This is a genomic window from Streptomyces sp. NBC_00306, from assembly GCF_036169555.1.
GTDB lineage: Bacteria > Actinomycetota > Actinomycetes > Streptomycetales > Streptomycetaceae > Streptomyces > Streptomyces achmelvichensis.
This window is the reverse complement of record NZ_CP108032.1, coordinates 7,613,526-7,631,147: the sequence shown is the minus strand read 5'-3', so window position 1 is coordinate 7,631,147 and position 17,622 is coordinate 7,613,526. Positions and strand designations below refer to the sequence as shown.

Sequence of the window (17,622 nt, the reverse complement as noted above, 5' to 3'; positions counted from 1 at the left end):
CCGGGCAGCAGGTGTCTGCTCGGGTCGTGCCGCCCGTTCAGGCGTCGGTGTCGGTGTCGATGGACTCGTCCACCGAATCCGGTTCACCCAGTTCGTAGGGAGCCAGGATGTCGGCGACGGTCCGGTGGCGTGGTGTGCTCACGCCGAGTTCCTCGCCGAGACCGGCCACCGCACCACTCAGCCACGCCAGTTCGAGGCGGTGCCCCTCCGTCAGGTCGTGGTGCATCGAGGAGGTCATCGTCGCCGGAAGGCTGTCGCAGAAGGTGAGCCGGTCGTCGGCGAACGCGGGATCCAAATGGACCCCTGCGGCGCGGCCGACCGCGACGACCTCCGCCATGAGATCGCCGAGCAGGGCGCGGGAGCGGGGGTGGGAACGGACCACGCCGATGGGTTGGCGAACCACTGACGTCGCTGCCGAGACACTGGCCAGGAAGACGAACTTCTCCCAGATGACCCGCTCGATGTCGGCGCTGATCTCGGCATCGATACCGGCCTTGAGGCAGGCGTCGAGAAACGCCCGGGTCCGGTCCGAGTCCTGACCGCCGTACTCGCCGAAGACCAGTTTCTGCATCTCGCCGTTGTGCACGACGATCCCGGGCTCCTGGATGGCGGCCGAGATGTAGCAGACGCCCCCGGCGACGGCCTCCGCGGGCAGTTCGCGACGCAGGACCGTGTCCTTCTGCACGCCGTTCTGCAGGGAGATGACCATGGTGCCCGCGCCGACGTGGTTCCGGAGCTGGGCCACCACGTCGTCGGTGTCCCACAGTTTGACGGCGATGAGAAGGACGTCGACGGGGCCGAGGTCGGCGATCGTGGGCACCACCGCGTCGGCGTGCACCCGGAACTCGCCCAGGGGGCTCCGCACCAGCAGCCCGTTGCGGCGGATCGCCTCCAACTGCCTGCCCCGGGCCACGAACGTCACCTCGTTCCCGGCCGCCGCGAGGCGCGCACCGAAGTACCCGCCCACTCCCCCCGCACCTACGACAGCAATACGCATGACGCCTGTTCCTTCTCTGTGAACGACCCGCGTACTCCGGACAATCCGCGCCCGAGCACCGGCTCGGTCGGATCGACGGCTGACCGCCACGGTACGCGGCACCCTCAGCCTTCTCCGGCGCGGCTCCGGACGGTACGCGGAGCAGGTGCGGACGGCCCTTACGCCGGGGAGTGCGGGCGTCGGGCCCGGCCCGCCTCGAACGCAGTGTCGATCCATCCCGCCACCACGGCGGCGGCATCCGGGGACGCCTCGGCGACAGCCCCGACCACCGTCTCGTCCTGGTCGCCGAACACGTCGAGGACTCCCGTACGGGCCAGTGCCCGGCGGAGGGTGTCCGAGCCCTCGGACGACGTCGGGGCTGCCGCCTCCGCCGCGGCGACCACCGCTTCCTGCTCCGTACGCTCCCGCTCGCGAGCCCCCTGCTCGGCGGCGTTCCTCCGGAGCTCGTCCTGCGGTCGCTGAGGTGCGGCGTCGTCCGTGCCGTGATCGTTCATCTGGGTCTCGCCTCGAATCGCTGGATGTCGGGCCGCCCTCCACCGAGGGCGAACCCGCAGGAGCCCGGCGCCCCGCAGGAGCGAGGGCCAAGGTCATCGGTTCCCCCGAGGACCGCGTACCCGGTGCACGGCCGGACATGGGCACACGAATGGACGCGCCCCGGGCGGGCCAGCGGTCCGCAGGCGCGCTACAGGACCGCCGGCCCGCCGGTCCGCCGGCGTGCCTCCGCCCGCGTCGCGCCGATGCCCGCGGCAACCACCAGAGCGGTGCCGGCGATCTGGAGCGACGTGGGTGTCTGGGCGATGAGGATCACGCCGGCCAGCAGACTCACAGCCGGTTCCAGTCCGGCCAGCGTGCCGTAGGTGGTCTTGCCGATGCGCTGGAGCGCCTTCATCTCGAGCAGGAACGGCACGAGCGGCATGAGCACCGCGATACCGGCGACGGCGGCGGCGGTGTGCCAGGTGAGGGCCGGAAGAGCGCCGGGCGCGCCGAACGGTGCGGCGACGAGGGCGGCGACCGCGAGTGAGACGGCCAGGGCGTGGGACGCCGAGAAGCGGCTGCCGACATGGGCCGTACCCACGACGTACAGCGCCCAGCACGCCGCCGAGCCGAGACCGAACAGGACGCCCGTCAGGCTCGTGGCGCCCGCCCACGGTGAGGTGAGCAGGAGGACGCCGATGGCCGCAAGTCCCAGCCAGGTCAGCTCCTTGAAGCGACGCGACGCGACGACGGCGACCGTGAGGGGGCCGAGGAACTCCAGCGCGGTGGCCGTCCCCAGCGGGAGCCGCGCGGCCGCTTCGGAGAAGAGGAGCATCATGCCCGCGCTGACCGCACCCAGCAGGAACGTGGCCACTAGGTCGGCGCGCGGTGTCGTCTTCAGCGTCCGCCACAGTGACCTGCCGGTGCAGGCCAGCAGGAACACGGCCGCGAACGTCAGCCGGAGCCAGGTGGTCCCGGCCGGACCGAGCGAACCGAACAGCTCGGTCGCCAGGGCGCTGCCGGTGTGCAGGGCGGCCATGGCGATGAGGACGAGCGCGGGGCCCGGCATGAGACGGGGCCCGGGGGGCGCCGTGGCACCGGTGGTTGCGTCGGTCGTATCGGCGGTGGTGGTGGCAGTCACCAGGCCATTGGACCGGCCGGGCTCTGTTTCTGTCCACGGGCCGATGGTGGACGCTTTGGCCACTATCGGTGGACAATCGCTGGATGACGAGTGATGGCATCGAGCATCTGCCCGATCTGGGACGGCTGCGTCTCCTGGTCGAACTGCACCGCCTGGGCACGATGGCCGCGGTGGCAGCGAGCACGGGCTACGGGACATCGGCCGTCTCCAAGCACCTTGCCGTCCTGGAGGAGGAGGTCGGGGTCCCGCTGCTGAGCCGGGTCGGCCGCCGGGTCCAGCTGACACCCGCCGGTCAGCGGCTGGTCGAGCACGCGGTGGGCATCCTCGCCGCGGTGGAGGAGGCTCAAGCGGAGCTGCGGGGCGTGGCCGATCCGGTGGGAAGGGTGCGGCTGGCGAGCTTCTTCACCGCGGTGGAGCCTGTCGTCCTCCCCGCCCTGGAGCATCTGCGTGCGGTGTACCCACGTGTGGTGGTGGAGGTGTACGAGCACGAGCCCGAGCACACGGCGGGGCTCTTGCTCTCCGGCGGGATGGACCTCGGCGTCGTGTACGACTACAGCCTGGTCCCGCGCAGCCTCCCGCCCGAGCTGAGTGCCCGGCAGTTCGACGAACAGCCGCTCTTCCTGGCGGTCCCCGTGGACCACCCGGACGCCGGCAGGCCCGTCGCGGTGTCCGAGCTGGCGGAGTTCGCCGGGACGGGCTGGATCGCCAACTCCCGCGGGACCGACGACGACGAACTGGTGCAGCGTGTGTGCGCCATCGCCGGGTTCACCCCCCGCATCGCCCACCGCGTGGACAGCCTGCACCTGGTGAACAGCCTGGTCGGGGCCGGACTCGGGGTGGCGCTGCTCGCGGAATCGGGGATCGAGAGGAGCCGGTCGGACGTCGCGTTCCGCCCACTGGATCCTCTGGCCGGCAAGCGCCGCAGCTTTCTGCTGGCGCGTGCCGGCCAGTGGTCGTGGCCACCGATCACGGCTCTGGCCACCGCCATCACGGGTGTCGGTCTCTAGCTAGGTCCTGTCCGGGCGATCTTCGAGGAACAGCCTGTGGCGTCGGATGCGATACCTCGCACTCCGGTGGGGCACCCCCGCCGGAGGCTGGGGGAGGTCGTCCTGGTACTGGGCGTACTCGGGCGACTCCGCCAACACAGCGTGGGGGCACCTCCCGTGCCCGAAGGGCTCAGGGGGAGTGCCGTAGCTGTCGTCACAGGCCGACAAGTCGCCCGGACAGGCTTGGGACGGGAGTACCCGAGAAGGCCGCGGCATCCCGCGAACCCAGTGCCACCGAGGCCGCGTCCTCGGAGCACGGTTCGCGGGGCGCCCTGTCCTCCTGCGTCGGCTCGCGGGGGCGCCGCCCTGTCGCCGGAGCCCGGCCGCAGCCGAGCCCTGTCACCGCAGCGCCGCCTCGAGCCGTCGCACACCCGGGCCGGAGAGACCCGCCAGCCCTTCCGGACGCCCGGTCGCCAGCAGGAGCAGGTCCCCGACCGGTCCCCTGACCTCGTCCGGGCCCTCCCCCGCCGACCAGTCCGCGTCCGTGGCCACCAGCTTCGTGCCGCGGAGGCGTTTGCGCGCGCCGTAGAAGATGCTGCCGTGGACATGGGCGAGGGCCGCGACCGTCCGGTCCACCGGCATGTCCCGGCGGCGCCCGAGTGGACGGGCCACGTCCTGGCCGTGCACCAGGGCGTCGACCAGTGGGTCCAGCGGGGCGGCGCCGGGCGCCCGACGAGCCGAGCCGGCCGTCTCACGGAGCTGGGCGATCAGCTCGGCCGGGCCGAACCCGGCCGCCCTCTCCCGTGCCTTGTCGGCTTCCATCCGGTCCCAGTTGCCGCGTGCCCGGATGATCCCCGTGATCGAACCCGTCAGTGTGGTGCGGGTCGACAGGGTCAGGTGCGCTGCCACGTCGTGGACCGTCCAGCCGGCGCAGAGCGATGCCGCCTCCCACTCCTCGTCGTGGAGGCTTTCGAAGAAGTCGGCAAGGCTCAGGCGCTCGGCCTTCACCCAGGAGAGAATCTCGTCGCGGTCCATGGTCGGCTCCACCGTCCGGCGGGCGGGGCCTGTCCCCGCCTCTCACTCCTGCGTCGAACAGGAGACGGCCGGATCGACATGTGCCGCGACATTTTCTCCGGGGATCCCTCGGCCCCCGCCCGCCCCGCGCTCAGCGCAGCTGGCTGACGATCGTGGGATCAGTGATCTCCTTGTCCCTGGAGAGCATCGTGGCCTTGCTGAGGATCACGGCGAGCATGCCGTCACCCTCGAAGGGCAGATACCCGGTGTCGTGTCCGCCGCCGGCCTTGGGCACGATGCACAGGTACTGGTCGTTCGGCGTCCGCAGGATGTTGCCGGACCCCAGATGGATCTTGTACGTGTGCAGATCGCCCCGTACCTCCAGGAAGCGGCCCTCGACCGTGCAGCGATCGGCGATCGCGAGGCGCGGCACGAGCCGGGCGAGGAGCTCCCGGCGGGTCGCCGCGCTCTGGTTCAGCTCTCCGAAGCCGTAACTGGTCCAGTACTCCCGGAAGCGGCCGCCGGGGCCACCGTCCTGCCACGTGGGGTCGTTGCCGACGGAGGCCACCCCGACGAAGAGGTCGACGTCGCGCAGGACTTCGGAGAGCACCAGCTCGGGGATGTCCGTGAGAGCCAGCGGTGCGACGCGGTCACCTCCGTCCCGCAGCCACATCTCGTAGCGCCCGCTGCCGGCGTGCGCGTAGTTGTGCGGGGCGTCGATCGGATAGAAGCGCACCTGGTCGGTGGCCAGCCGCAGATAACTGCCGGACTCGGTGGTCTCGCCCGGGCCCCAGCCCTCGGCCTCGCCGTCGATCCAGTACTCGGCACGCAGCCCCCACTGGGGAAGCTCACGGTAGGCGGGTGTGTAGGAGTCGTCCACGCAGAGTCTGAGCCGGTTCGTCCAGCCGCGGACCGCCGCGAGCGAGTGGAACTGGTGCTGGCGCAGGATGTGCCCAGCGAAGCGGTTGCTGTACGTCCCCGTGGTCCGCTCGGCATCGGTGAGCGGATAGACCTCGCGGTGTGCCTGCTTGAACGGCTGGGTGATCGCGTGCCGTTCGAGCCAGAGCCGCCATCGGACGACGTCCGCGGCGTCCTTGCCGACGGGGTGCCACAGCTCCACGGTGGTGCCGTCGGTGACGGGCGCGTCGTCCTGGTCGCGCAGCTCGCCGTCGGCATATCCGCACGTCGTGCCGTCCACGGACCACAGCAGCCGTCGTGCGAGGGTGCCGACGAGCGGATGGTCGAGATACCGCTCGCGCCAGGCCCGGTACGCCCATGACCTGCGCGCGAGGAACTGCCGGTCCAGCCGCTCCGACTGGGCACCGAGCATCTTGTCGATGTCCTTGGCCGCGCCCTTGAGCTCCTTCAGCTCGTCGGCGTGGTCCCGCCGCACCGCGGCGGGCGGCGCCTTGACCTGCTTGCCCGCGGCGTTCAGCCAGGTCAGGCGGGCCCGGCCGCCGGTCACGGCCAGCTCCGCGGTGCACTCCCCCAGCCGGTGCACCGACCGGCCCACCTCGGTCAACCCGTAGGCGGGCACGGCGAGTTCCTCGATCTCGTCCCGGCTCAGCCCGAGCGCGGCGGCCCTTGTCTCCAGTGCCGCGTCGATCAGTTTCAGGGTGCCCTTGTAGGTCACTCGGGTGGCGAGCCGGGCCAGTTCGGCGAGGGCGGACTCGCTCTCGATACGGGCGAGTGCCGTGACCCCCGCGTTGGCGATCTTCGGATTGCGCGGGCCGAGCCCGGCCACCTTGCGCAGACAGGCATCGGTCATCGCCCCGAGGGCCCGTGCCGTCTCGGGGTGGGGCGCAAGCAGGGACAGCATCCAGGCGAGACCGCGCAGGGCGTTGGCGTTGTACGGGTCCAGAGCGTTGTTGACGTCCGACTCGTAGGGGCCGCGGACCAGTTCCAGCGTCCGGGGCCGCCCGACCAGCGCGAGCCATGACACCACCGTGGTCCGCACCTGATCAGCCCCGATGGAGGCGATCAGGTCCCGGGCGGACTGGTCCCACTTCGCGCTGGGCTTCGCCGAGGTGGCGGTGAGCGCGTGCGACAGCAGCGCGGGCCAGTCGCCGGCGAGCACGGGCAGGTCTGCCAGCACGCGGTCCGACCAGGCCTCACCGGGATTGAGCACCGGCTCGGGGAGCCGTTTCGCCAGCTCGCCGAGCCGCTGCTTGTCGTGATAGGCGCTCAGGTGGCAGCGCCGCACCACGGCGACGACATGGCCCGACACCGTCCGTCCGGCGGCCAGTTCGGCTTCGACGAGGGTCTGGAGCTCGTGCGTGGCGTAGTGGGAGCTGACCCGGGAGAGGTCGTCCAGCTTCCGCAGCCGCTCCGCGGAGAGCAGATCGTCGGGCAGGTCACGCCCCACGACGCCGACCAGGGTGAGGACATGCCCGCGGACGGTGTCACCGTCACCGCCCGACCGGTGGCGTGCGACCAGGGCGTTGGCGAGCCGCAGCCGGGAGTTCTCGGGCAGTGCGCCCACCGCCGCGAGGATCTTCGCGCCGTCGTCGTGCCAGTGGTTGTTGTTGACCGTGGCGATGTTCACGAGCTTCTTCGCCAGCTCGCCCATGTTGTCGTCGGCGATGTGGCCCTCGACCTGCCGCAGCTGTTCGGTTCCGTACATGGTCATCAGCCACCCACCAGGGGGACGAGCTTGAGGAAGGTGACTTCGGTGTCGAGGCGCAGCTCGATCTCCTCGTCCAGATCCTCGACCTGCCGGTCGCCGACGAGTATGAGAAAGCCGTTGCGCTCGAAGGCGGCGAGCGCGAGGGCGCACTGAGCCTCCGGATCCATCCGGCCGCCGGTCGCCTCGCCCGTACGGCCGGCACCGGACGCGCGGTCCGCCCGACCGTTGCCGGAGGCGGGCCGGACCAGCTCTTGGTACTCCCCGGCGCCCCGTGCGTGGAACTCGGCGACCTCCTGGAAGACCCGCCGCCGGATCACCTCGCGCAACGCCAGCCGCTCCTCGGCGATGTCCAGTCCCCAGCCGTCACTGCGGCTGCCCGATGTCGTCTCGTCGACGAATGTCACCCGTGCCATGCCGAGGAGATTAGGGGGCGGCACTGACAACGGCCCGCCGGCGGGAGTCTGTCGCCGGCCCGCACGGCTCCGGCCGTTCACCTGCCGAGCGGCCGTCAGGAACAACCCACGCCCGCACGTCGTTGCGCCCGTCATGACGACGAAGCAAGAGGTCCTGCGCTACACCGCCTTCTCCGAGGATCCGAAGGGTGGGAACCCCGCGGGCGTCGTCCTCGACGCCGCAGCGCTCGGCGACGCGGAGATGCTGTCCATCGCCGCGGAGCTCGGGTACAGCGAATCGGCCTTCCTCACCCCGCCGCCGGAGGGGCTCGGCGGCGACAGCGGCCGTGCGTTCACCATCCGCTACTTCAGCCCGCAGGCCGAAGTGCCGTTCTGCGGGCACGCCACCGTCGCCACGGCCGTCGCTCTCGGCGAGCGCATCGGCCCCGGCGACCTGGTCTTCGCGACACGCGCGGGCACGGTGCACGTGACCGTGACCGAGGTGAGCGGCTCGCTGCGGGCCACGCTCACGACGGTCGAACCGCACACCGAGGAGATCGCGGCCGCCGATCTCGACGAGGCTCTGGCCGCGCTCGACTGGCCGGCCGGCGATCTGGATCCCGCGATCCCGCCCCGCATCGCCTTCGCCGGCGCGCGTCATCTCGTGCTGGGGGCCGCGACCCGCGAGCGACTGGCGGATCTGGAGTACGACTTCGAACGTCTCGAAGCCCTGATGCACCGCCTCGATCTGACGACGGTGCACCTGGTGTGGCGGGAGTCGGAGACCGTCTTCCACGTCCGCGACCCCTTCCCGGTGGGCGGTGTGGTCGAGGACCCGGCCACGGGTGCGGCGGCGGGCGCCTTCGGCGCGTACGCCCGCGAACTGGGCCTGGTCCCCGGGTCGTCGGTGCTCACTCTCCACCAGGGCGAGGATCTGGGCCGCCCGGGTGTACTGACGGTGGAGCTGCGCGAAGGCGACGAGCGGGTACGGGTGTCGGGGACCGGCACGCGGATCTCCTGACCCGGCGGCGAGGACGGGGGCCGGTGGACCGACGCCGATCGCTCGATCCACCACCCCGCGGTCAGTCGCTCCCGCCCCCGCCGGGCGACCCCGCGAACAGCGCCGAGCGTGCCGCTGCCATCGCCGACTCCCGGTCCTGCGGGACCAGTCCGATGCGGGTGCGACGGTCGAGGACGTCGGATTCGTCGAGCGCGCCTTCGTGCTGCACGGCCCACACGAGTTCGGCTCCGGTGACCGGATGGCCGGCGACCACCGGTTCCCGCAGGGCCGGGTCCGCGGTGCCGAGGGCGTGGACGGCGGGGGCTTCGGTGCCGTACCGCTCGACCAGGCGGCGGGGGGCGTCCAGGGCGGCGAGGGCGTCCGGTGCGGCGGCCCCCACCAGCGGCAGTGTGGCCGTCCGGCACGGTCCGGCGATGAGTCCGCGCGTCTTCACGGCGTGGTCCACCGCGTCCTGCGCCATGCGCCGGTACGTGGTGAGTTTGCCGCCGACGACGGTGACGACACCGTCCCGGGAGCTGAGGACCGCGTGCCGGCGTGAGATGTCGGACGTGCGCTCCTGCGCCCCGCTGCCCGCGGTCAGCAACGGCCGCAGCCCGGCGAACGCGCCCACGACCGCGGACCGGGGCAGCGGTGCCGACAGCGCCGACCCGAGCACGTCGAGCAGGAACCCGATGTCGGACTCGGGCACTTCGGGGACATCGGGGACGTCGCCGTCCACCGGCTCGTCGGTGAGACCGACGTAGACCCTGCCGTCACCCTGCGGGAGCACGAGCACGAAGCGGTTGGACTCTCCCGGGACCGGGATGTGCAGACCGGACGACAGACCGCCCAACGCCTCTGCCCGCAGGACCAGATGCGTCCCGCGCGACGGGCGCAGGTGGATGTCCTCCACAAGGCCGCCCGCCCATACGCCCGTTGCGTTGATCACGGCACGCGCTCGGACGAACCCTTCCTCGCCCGTGAGCTCGTCGCGTATCCGGGCGACGGAATCACCGACCTCCAGCGCACGGACCCGGGTCAGGATGCGGGCGCCGTGTGCCGCCGCCGTCCGGGAGATCGCTGTCACCAGGCGTGCGTCGTCGCTGAGTTGGCCGTCCCACGACAGCAGACCGCCGCGCAGACCCGTCGAGCGGAGGCCGGGCGCCAGGTGCCGGGTCTCCCGCGCGGACAGGGAACGCGGTGCGGGCAGCGTGGCACGCGAGGTGCGGGCGGACGCGCGCAGCACGTCGCCCGCGCGCAGACCCACCCGGGTGATGGCGGCCTGGGTCCGCCCCACCAGCGGGGTCAGGGGCAGGACGAAGGGCAGCGGGCGTACCAGGTGCGGGGCGGTGCGTTCCATCAGGATGCCGCGTTCGACGGCGCTCTCGTGGGCGACGTCGAGCTGGCCCGTGGCGAGGTAGCGCAGCCCGCCGTGGATCAGCTTCGAACTCCAGCGGGAGGTGCCGAACGCGAGGTCGTGGGCGTCTATCGCCGCCACGGACAGTCCCCGGGCGGCAGCGTCGAGCGCGGCGCCGGCGCCGGTCGCGCCGAGTCCGACGACCAGGACATCGACAGTGGCGCCGTCGGTGAGCTCGGCCAACTCACGAGCGCGCCGTGAGGCGTTGAGGGAGGAAGGGAAGGGGTCGGGGGTGGGGCTCATGGGGCGAGCATCCTCTCCAGGACGGTCCGCAGCTCCTGCTGGAACGCGGCGGCGGTGAGGTCGGGTTCGCTGTCGTCGGTCATGGTGCGCAGCGAGAGCGTGAATCCCTGCACGACGAGAAGCAGTGAGCGGGCCTGACGGACGGCGTGGTCCCGACGGAGCGAGCCGTCGGCCTGCCCCTCCTCGACCGCGGTGACGATCAGCTCCAGCAGGGCGTCCTGCGTGGCACCGCGCCGGTCGAGCAGATAGGGCAGGAGCAGCTCCGGATCCACGTCGATGATCTTGCGGAACAGCGGATGCGCCCGGAACGCCTGCGCTCCGGCCGCCAGCCCGTCGACCAGCCGGTCCCGGGTGGGGGCGGCGTCGTCGGCCTGAGGGAGCGCGCCCTGGGCGACGGCGATCCATTCACGCGTCATCAGATCGCCGACGAGGGTCCGCACATCGGGCCAGCGCCGGTAGAGCGTCATACGGGAGACGCCGGCCCGCCGGGCCACGTCGGTCAGGGTGGTCCGGCGGACGCCGACCGCGAGAACACAGTCCCGGGCCGCGTCGAGAACGGCGTCGCCGTCCGAATGGTTGTGACGAATGGGCGTCATCTGTCACAGTGTAACGGCAGTGCGGCCGACTGACACGGCCACCGGACCAACCAGTGAGGAAAACCCGCGTGGACATGTTGTGGAGCGGCTGGGGCGACCCGGCCAAGGCGGCCCCTCTGCCCGACTCGGTCATCGAGCTCCTGCAGGCAGCCCTCGGGGTGAAGCCGCGGACCGCGGAACCGATCGCCCTCGAGGAGATACGGGTCCCCGACTCGCCGCTCGGCGCCGATGTCCGTCAGGCCCTCGCCGACGCGCTCGGCGGCCCGGAGCACCTGCGGACGGACGCCGAGACGCGGATCCGGCACACCCGGGGCAAGTCGACACCCGACCTGCTGCGCATCCGGGCCGGCAACACCGACGACACCCCTGCCGCGGTCCTGCTCCCCGGCAGTCACGACGACGTCGTCGCCGTCCTGGCGGTCTGCGCCGCCCACGGCGTGGCCGTCGTCCCCTTCGGCGGCGGTACCTCCGTGGTCGGCGGGCTCGCGCCCGAGGGCCAGGGCCCGTTCGTCGCCCTGGACCTGCGCCGTATGGACGCCCTGCTCGCGCTGGACGAGGTCTCCCGCACCGTCACGTTCCAGCCCGGGCTCCGCGCGCCGGAGGCCGAGGCTCTCCTCGCCGAACGCGGCTTCACGCTCGGCCACTTCCCGCAGTCCTACGAGTGGGCCACCATCGGCGGTTTCGCCGCGGCACGCTCCAGCGGCCAGGCCTCGGCCGGATACGGCCGCTTCGACGAGATGGTGCTCGGCCTCACGGTCGCCACCCCCCGCGGCAGCCTCGACCTCGGCCGCTCGCCGCGTTCGGCCGCCGGACCCGATCTGCGTCAGCTGGTCCTCGGGTCCGAGGGCGCGTTCGGTGTCATCACCTCGGTGACGGTGCGCATCCGCCCCCGCCCGGTGGAGCGGGTCTACGAAGGGTGGCGCTTCGCCACGTTCGAGGCCGGAGCCGCCGCCCTGCGCACGCTCGCCCAGGACGGCCCGCGGCCCACCGTGCTGAGGCTGTCCGACGAGACCGAGACCCTCATCGGGCTCGCCCAGCCCGACGCCATCGGCGGTTCGGGCCCCGACGGAGCGCCCGCCGGGTGCATGGCCATCGTCGGCTTCGAAGGGACGCCCGAGGACAACGCGAGCCGGCAGCAGCAGGCACGGACCGTGCTGGAGACCTGCGGGGGCGAACTCGTCGGCACCGAACCCGGTGAGCGCTGGGCCCACGGACGCTACTCCGCCCCCTATCTGCGGGACGCCCTGCTGGACGCCGGCGCGTTCGCCGAGACGCTGGAGACCGCCACCTTCTGGTCCGGCATCCCCGCGCTCTACGACGCGGTCCGCACCGCCCTCAACGAGACCCTGACCGCCGCGGGCACCCCGCCGCTGGTCATGTGCCACATCTCGCACGTCTACGAGACCGGGGCGTCGCTGTACTTCACCGTCGTGTCGGCCCAGGGCCAGGACCCGATCGCCCACTGGACCCCCGTCAAGCGGGCCGCGAACGACGCGATCCTCGCCTCGGGTGGCACCATCAGTCACCACCACGGCGTGGGAACCGACCACCGCGACTGGTTCGGGCAGGAGATCGGCGCGCTCGGCACCGACATCCTCCAGGCCGTCAAGGCACATCTCGACCCCGACGGGATTCTCAATCCCGGCGTCCTCCTCCCCCTCCGCTGACCGGCTCCCCTGCCTTCCGAAAGGCGTACGCATGCGACAGTTCACCGCCGTCGTCAACCCTGCCTCCGGGGGATCCAGCGGAGCCGCGACCCTTCTCCCGCTCGCCCGTCTGCTCCGGGAGGCGGGCGCCGACCTGGAGACGGAGTACAGCAACAGCCTGGAGCACGCCCGCAGCGTGGCCCGGGCGGCCGGCGAACGGGGCCGGACCGTCCTGGCGGTCGGCGGCGACGGGATGGCCGGCTGCGTCGGCGGGGCGCTGAGCGGCACGGACGCCGTGCTCGGGCTCGTGCCGGCCGGGCGGGGCAACGACTTCGCCCGAGCGCTCGGTCTGCCCACCGAGCCCGGAGCGCTGGCGGACGTCCTGCTGAACGGCGCTCCGCGCAAGGTCGACACCATCGAGGTCGAATCGGCGTTCCACGACAGGACCGCCGTCCTCGGCAGTGTGTACGCCGGCGTCGACGCCCTGGCCAACCGCCATGCGAACACCTCCCGGCTGCTGCGCGGCGCCGCGTCGTACTACGCCGGCGGGCTGCGGGCGGTGGTCACCTGGCGGCCGGTGAACTACCGCATCACCGTGGACGGCGAGCTGTACGAACGCCGCGGCTACACGGTCGTGGCGGCCAATTCCGGCTATTACGGCTTCGGGCGTCTCGTCGCACCGAGCGCCCGGGTGGACGACGGTCTGCTGGACGTCGTCGTGATCCGGCACGCCCCGAAGCGGCTGTTCTTCACGATGATGAACGAGCTCAAGACGGGTGCCCACATCAGCCGCCCGCAGGTGGAGATCCTCCGGGGCACCGAGGTACGCGTCGAGACGGACCGGCCCGTGCCGTACGGGGCGGACGGCGAGGTCGACGCGACGCTGCCGATGACCGCGAGGGTCCTGCCGGGAGCACTGAACGTCCTGGCCTGAGCGTGCCTTGACCGTTTCGAGGGAGTTCCGTGGCGATCGGCACCCTAGTCTGGATCGAAGTGATCGCCTCCGAGCCCGAGGAGCTTCGGTGACCCGACCCTTCCAGCAGGTTGCCGGGCGCCCGGCCCGCTTGCGGCGGCGTGCCGTCGTCGCGACGGGTCTCCCCGTCGCCGTGGTCGCCGCGCTGGCCGCGGCGGCCGGGCCCGCCGTGGCCGGGACGGCGGGGTCACCCGGCGTCGGCGACCCGTACTTCACGCTCGCGGGCAACGGGGGCTACGACGTCCGTCACTACGACCTCACCCTCGGCTACGACACCACGAGCCGTCACCTCGACGGACGGGCCGTGATCACCTCCCGGGCCACGGAACGGCTGTCCCGCTTCCATCTCGATCTGAGCGGGCTGCGGGTCACCGGCGTCACGGTCGACCACGCCAAGGCCTCCTTCCGCCGTGACGGGCAGGAACTCGTCATCACGCCGAGGAAGGCGCTGCGCAAGGGCCAGGAGTTCCGCACGACCGTCACCTACGAGGGGACTCCCCGGCCCGTGACCGACCCGGACGGGTCCCTCGACGGCTGGATCCCCACGGACGACGGGGCGTTCGTGGCGGGTGAGCCGCAGGGCGCCATGACGTGGTTCCCCGCCAACAACCACCCGAAGGACAAGGCCGCGTACGACTTCGCCGTCACCGTGCCGGCCGGGCGTACGGCCGTCGCCAACGGCGTCTTCCTCGGCCGGAAGACCTCCGAGGGACGCACGACGTTCCGCTGGCGCCAGAGCGAGCCGATGGCGGCGTACCTCGCGACGGCGACGGTGGGCACGTTCAAGGTCCAGCAGTACACCGCCCCCGGCGGTCTGCGGATCTACAACGCCGTCGACCCCCGCGAGGCGGCCGCGTCCGCTCCGGTCCTCAAGAAGCTGCCGTCGGTCATCGCCTGGGGAAGCAAGCTCTTCGGGCCCTACCCCTTCCGGGCCGCGGGCGCCATCGTCGACCGCGCGCCGCAGGCGGGCTACGCACTGGAGACGCAGACCCGGCCGGTGTACGACAGGGCACCCGACCTCCCCACCCTGGTCCACGAGAGCGCACACCAGTGGTTCGGCAACTCCGTGTCGCTCACCAGCTGGAAGGACATCTGGCTGAACGAGGGCTTCGCGACCTACGCCGAGTGGCTCTACGCGGAGCAGCACGGCGGCGACAGCGCGCAGAAGGCCTTCGACGCCCTGTACGCCGAGCCCGCGAGCAGCGAACTGTGGGCGTTCCCGCCGGCCGACCCGGGCAGCGGAGCGAACATCTTCGGCGCGCCCGTGTACTCCCGGGGGGCGATGGCTCTGCACCAGCTGCGCAAGGCGGTCGGCGACAGGACCTTCCTGCGGATCCTGCGCACCTGGGCGACCGACCACCACGACGGTCACGGAACCACCGCGCAGTTCGTCCGCCTCTGTGAGCGGCAGTCCGGCAAGGACCTCGACAGGCTGTTCCACACCTGGATCGGCACGAAGGGCAAGCCCGCCCGGCCGTAGAGCCGGGCCGGCCGGGAACCCGGGACGGGCCGTGCTCCGTTGAGCGGACTGAGGCCTGCGAACGAGGGGCCCGCAAGGCTCCTGCGGGGCACGTACACCGCGAAGGCGACGGTCATGAGCGAATTGGTTCCGGGCGGCAACGTCCCCTTGCCGCACGGCACGCTCACCTTCCGCGTGCCGGGCCCCTTCGACCTTTCCGTGCTGGTCACGGGTGACGACGGCAGGGTCCGCGACGACGGCGACTTCGTCTTCTGGAACCAGCCGTCGGCGCCCGGTGTCCGCCTCGGCACGGCGGCCGTGACGCTGGACCGGCAGGGGCTCCGCCCGGGCGCCGGGCGGGTCACCCTGGTCGTCAGCTCCTCCTCACCCGGCACGCCGCTCAGCCGCCTCCCCTCCCCCAGGATGGAGGTCGCCGATCTGTCGAACCGCACGCTCACCCGCTTCACACCGCCTCCGGCGGGACAGGAGAGCGTTCTGCTGCTGGCCGAGGTCTACCGCCACCGCGGTGCGTGGAAGCTGCGTGCCCTCGGCCAGGGGTACGCGGACGGCCTCGCGGGCGTGGCACGTGACTTCGGCGTCGATGTGTCGGACGACGGCACGTCCGAGGTCGCGCCTCCCGCAGCTCCCGCGGGAGGGCCGCCGGACGCGTTCACGTCACTCGTGAACGCCGAGCGGCAGCGGGTCGGCGTCCCGCCCGTCACTCCGGCTCCCGCCCTCACGGCCGCGGCCCGGGCGCATGCCACCGCGATGGCCCGGCAGAACCGCCTCGGCACCGAGGGACCCGACGGGCGATCGGTGTACCAGCTCGTCACCGCCCATGGATTCGCCTATCTGGACCTCGCCGAGCACCTCGTCTCGGGTCCGCGCACTCCGGATCAGTTCCTCGCCCACTGCCTCGACGGAGCCTCCGACCGGAGCACCGTGACGGGCCGCGACTTCACCCACTTCGGTGTGGCTTCCGCGGTGGACGGCCGGGGAGAGACCTACTGGACCGCGCTGTGGGCCCGGCCCCTCACGCCGGACGGCCTGGCCCGTACGGTCGCCGAGGTCCTGTCCCGTACGAACGCGGAACGGGCCGTCGCGGGGCTGTCGCCGCTGGCACCCGATCCGGTCCTGGCCGGCGTGGCGCAGGCCTACAGCGCCGACATGGCCGCGCGCGGCTTCTGCTCCCACACCTCGCCCGAGGGTCTCCAGCCATGGGACCGGGCGGCCGCCGCGGGCAGTGACCACCGGGGTATCGGCGAGAACATCGCCTTCGGTCAGCGCTCCGCCGCCGCGGTGGTCCAGGGCTGGATGAACAGCCCGGGACACCGCGCCAACATCCTGAAGCCGGACTTCACGCACCTCGGCGTGGGCTTCGCGAGCGGCGGCCCCGGGGGTACGTACTGGACGCAGCTCTTCGGCATGCGGTGACGCACGGCGTGAGCCCTCGCTCCCGCGGACCGGTGAGACAACGCCGCGTCGTCGCGGGCGAGTTCCGGACGGGAGATTCTCATCCGGGCGGCAGCAGCGTGAACTCCGCGCGGCCGGAGCGGACACCGTTGACCTGGAGCTCGACCGCGTGGGCGCCCGGGTAGTAGCGCCTCGTCGTGATCGCGCGGAACGAGTGGTCGCGGGCGATGTCGAAGCGTTCGCCCGGTTCGAGGGTCAGCGTCGTGAGCTTGAAGATCTTCTCGGTCTGCGTGCCGTTGGCCTTCCGGTGGTGAACGATGTAGTCGACCGCAAGCCGCGCCGGCTCCGGGCCGGTGTTGCGGACCGTCGCGGTGAAACCGAGGGTGCCGCCGAACGCGATGCCGTCGGCGGACAGGTGGGGACCGGTCACCTCGATGGCCGCCGGGGCGAAGCCCAGGAGGCCGAGCGCCCCGGGGTGGCCCTTCTTGACGAGGGTGCGCAGCCCGTGGCGGACCAGGCGTTCGGTGTTGTCGTCCGGGTCGGCGAGCCAGGCGGCCGCCGTTTCGACCACAAGGTCGGGGTGCCCACGGCTGAGGTCGTTCAGATGGTTGGCGACGGAGCGCCTGACGTACTCGCTCTCGTCGCGGTAGAGGGCGTTGATGACGGGCAGGGTCGCGCGGGGTTCGGCCAGGATGCGCGGGACGCGGGCGGACCAGGGCAGGAAGGGTCTCGTTCCTTCCGAGGCGAGGCGGCGTACGTCGGCGTCGTCCGATGTCGTCCACGTCGCGACGGTTTCCAGTGCGCGGTCGAGGTCGTGGTTGAGGAGCCGGCGGACGGCGAATTCCGAGGTGAGCCGTGAGGTCAGCTCGGCCAGCAGCCGAAGGGCGTCGTCGAATGCCTCGTCGGTTCCTTCGTCGACCGCTTTCGCCGCGACGGCGCTGGTGACCGGCCAGATCAGCCAGCCGCTGAACTCGGGGCCGCCGTCGCGGGCGACTCGTACGGTTCGGGCGAACGCCGCGTAGTCGCCCGGCAGATCCTCGATCAGCGCGTCGCGCAGCAGGTCGCTGCGCTCCCGCAGCGACAGCGGTCCGAGCGCGGAGGCCGCGGCGCGCAGGGCTTTGAGGGGCGCGTCGGGGGCCGCGCCCCGCACGGCGTTCGTGAGGGCTTCGGCCGTGGTCCGCCCGATGAGTTCATCGGCGAAAGGCATGGGGGTCTCCTGTCGAGCGGCACACGGCCGGGTGGGGC

At 72.2% G+C, this 17,622-nt stretch carries 15 protein-coding genes; 6 read left to right on the top strand and 9 right to left on the bottom strand.

What is annotated here, in order from left to right; translation table 11 throughout:
- Positions 1-37: 37 nt before the first annotated feature.
- From OHA05_RS34045 to OHA05_RS34035, 3 genes are all read right to left on the bottom strand, one after another.
- Positions 38-997 carry a ketopantoate reductase family protein gene (locus OHA05_RS34045; protein WP_313942386.1) on the bottom strand — a complete coding sequence of 320 codons (960 nt, stop codon included), beginning with the start codon at positions 995-997 and terminating at the stop codon, positions 38-40.
- Between the two features lie 158 nt (positions 998-1,155).
- Positions 1,156-1,491 (bottom strand): hypothetical protein, encoded by a 336-nt coding sequence (locus OHA05_RS34040; RefSeq protein WP_328862687.1) that lies wholly within the window; start codon positions 1,489-1,491, stop codon positions 1,156-1,158.
- A gap of 188 nt (positions 1,492-1,679) precedes the next feature.
- Positions 1,680-2,612 carry an EamA family transporter gene (locus OHA05_RS34035; RefSeq protein ID WP_328862686.1) on the bottom strand — a complete coding sequence of 311 codons (933 nt, stop codon included), beginning with the start codon at positions 2,610-2,612 and terminating at the stop codon, positions 1,680-1,682.
- An 83-nt stretch (positions 2,613-2,695) separates the two neighbouring features.
- Between OHA05_RS34035 and OHA05_RS34030 the strand changes: the two genes are divergently transcribed.
- Positions 2,696-3,619 (top strand): LysR family transcriptional regulator, encoded by a 924-nt coding sequence (locus tag OHA05_RS34030; protein WP_328862685.1) that lies wholly within the window; start codon positions 2,696-2,698, stop codon positions 3,617-3,619.
- A gap of 378 nt (positions 3,620-3,997) precedes the next feature.
- On the opposite strand, the gene OHA05_RS34025 is transcribed toward OHA05_RS34030, so the two are convergent.
- The 3 genes from OHA05_RS34025 to OHA05_RS34015 form a co-directional block, all read right to left on the bottom strand.
- Complete coding sequence (locus OHA05_RS34025) at positions 3,998-4,633, bottom strand: maleylpyruvate isomerase family mycothiol-dependent enzyme (RefSeq protein WP_328862684.1); 636 nt, start codon at positions 4,631-4,633, stop codon at positions 3,998-4,000.
- A 130-nt stretch (positions 4,634-4,763) separates the two neighbouring features.
- A complete protein-coding gene (locus OHA05_RS34020) occupies positions 4,764-7,241 on the bottom strand; it encodes a DUF4132 domain-containing protein (RefSeq protein WP_328862683.1) in 2,478 nt (825 codons plus the stop codon).
- Complete coding sequence (locus OHA05_RS34015) at positions 7,241-7,651, bottom strand: hypothetical protein (protein ID WP_328862682.1); 411 nt, start codon at positions 7,649-7,651, stop codon at positions 7,241-7,243. The genes OHA05_RS34020 and OHA05_RS34015 overlap by 1 nt, the downstream gene beginning before the upstream one ends.
- 133 nt (positions 7,652-7,784) lie before the next feature.
- Here OHA05_RS34015 and OHA05_RS34010 point away from each other — a divergent pair, with 133 nt between their 5' ends.
- Positions 7,785-8,651, top strand: a complete 867-nt coding sequence (locus tag OHA05_RS34010) for a PhzF family phenazine biosynthesis protein (protein WP_313942395.1) — start codon at positions 7,785-7,787, stop codon at positions 8,649-8,651.
- 61 nt (positions 8,652-8,712) lie between these two features.
- On the opposite strand, the gene OHA05_RS34005 is transcribed toward OHA05_RS34010, so the two are convergent.
- Together OHA05_RS34005 and OHA05_RS34000 are read right to left on the bottom strand one after the other, a co-directional pair.
- On the bottom strand, positions 8,713-10,290 hold the full coding sequence (locus OHA05_RS34005) for a glycerol-3-phosphate dehydrogenase/oxidase (protein ID WP_328862681.1): 1,578 nt from the start codon (positions 10,288-10,290) through the stop codon (positions 8,713-8,715).
- A complete protein-coding gene (locus OHA05_RS34000; RefSeq protein WP_328862680.1) occupies positions 10,287-10,886 on the bottom strand; it encodes a TetR/AcrR family transcriptional regulator in 600 nt (199 codons plus the stop codon). The genes OHA05_RS34005 and OHA05_RS34000 overlap by 4 nt, the downstream gene beginning before the upstream one ends.
- Positions 10,887-10,954: 68 nt before the next feature.
- Here OHA05_RS34000 and OHA05_RS33995 point away from each other — a divergent pair, with 68 nt between their 5' ends.
- The 4 genes from OHA05_RS33995 (at position 10,955) to OHA05_RS33980 (ending at position 16,398) form a co-directional block, all read left to right on the top strand.
- A complete protein-coding gene (locus tag OHA05_RS33995) occupies positions 10,955-12,553 on the top strand; it encodes an FAD-binding oxidoreductase (protein ID WP_328862679.1) in 1,599 nt (532 codons plus the stop codon).
- Positions 12,554-12,584: 31 nt separating this feature from the next.
- Entirely contained in the window at positions 12,585-13,466 is an 882-nt protein-coding gene (locus tag OHA05_RS33990; protein WP_313942399.1) for a diacylglycerol/lipid kinase family protein, read from the top strand.
- A gap of 130 nt (positions 13,467-13,596) precedes the next feature.
- Complete coding sequence (locus tag OHA05_RS33985) at positions 13,597-14,985, top strand: M1 family metallopeptidase (RefSeq protein ID WP_443043856.1); 1,389 nt, start codon at positions 13,597-13,599, stop codon at positions 14,983-14,985.
- A gap of 114 nt (positions 14,986-15,099) precedes the next feature.
- Complete coding sequence (locus OHA05_RS33980) at positions 15,100-16,398, top strand: CAP domain-containing protein (RefSeq protein WP_328862677.1); 1,299 nt, start codon at positions 15,100-15,102, stop codon at positions 16,396-16,398.
- A gap of 79 nt (positions 16,399-16,477) precedes the next feature.
- On the opposite strand, the gene OHA05_RS33975 is transcribed toward OHA05_RS33980, so the two are convergent.
- A complete protein-coding gene (locus tag OHA05_RS33975; protein ID WP_328862676.1) occupies positions 16,478-17,584 on the bottom strand; it encodes a DNA alkylation repair protein in 1,107 nt (368 codons plus the stop codon).
- Positions 17,585-17,622: the final 38 nt, after the last annotated feature.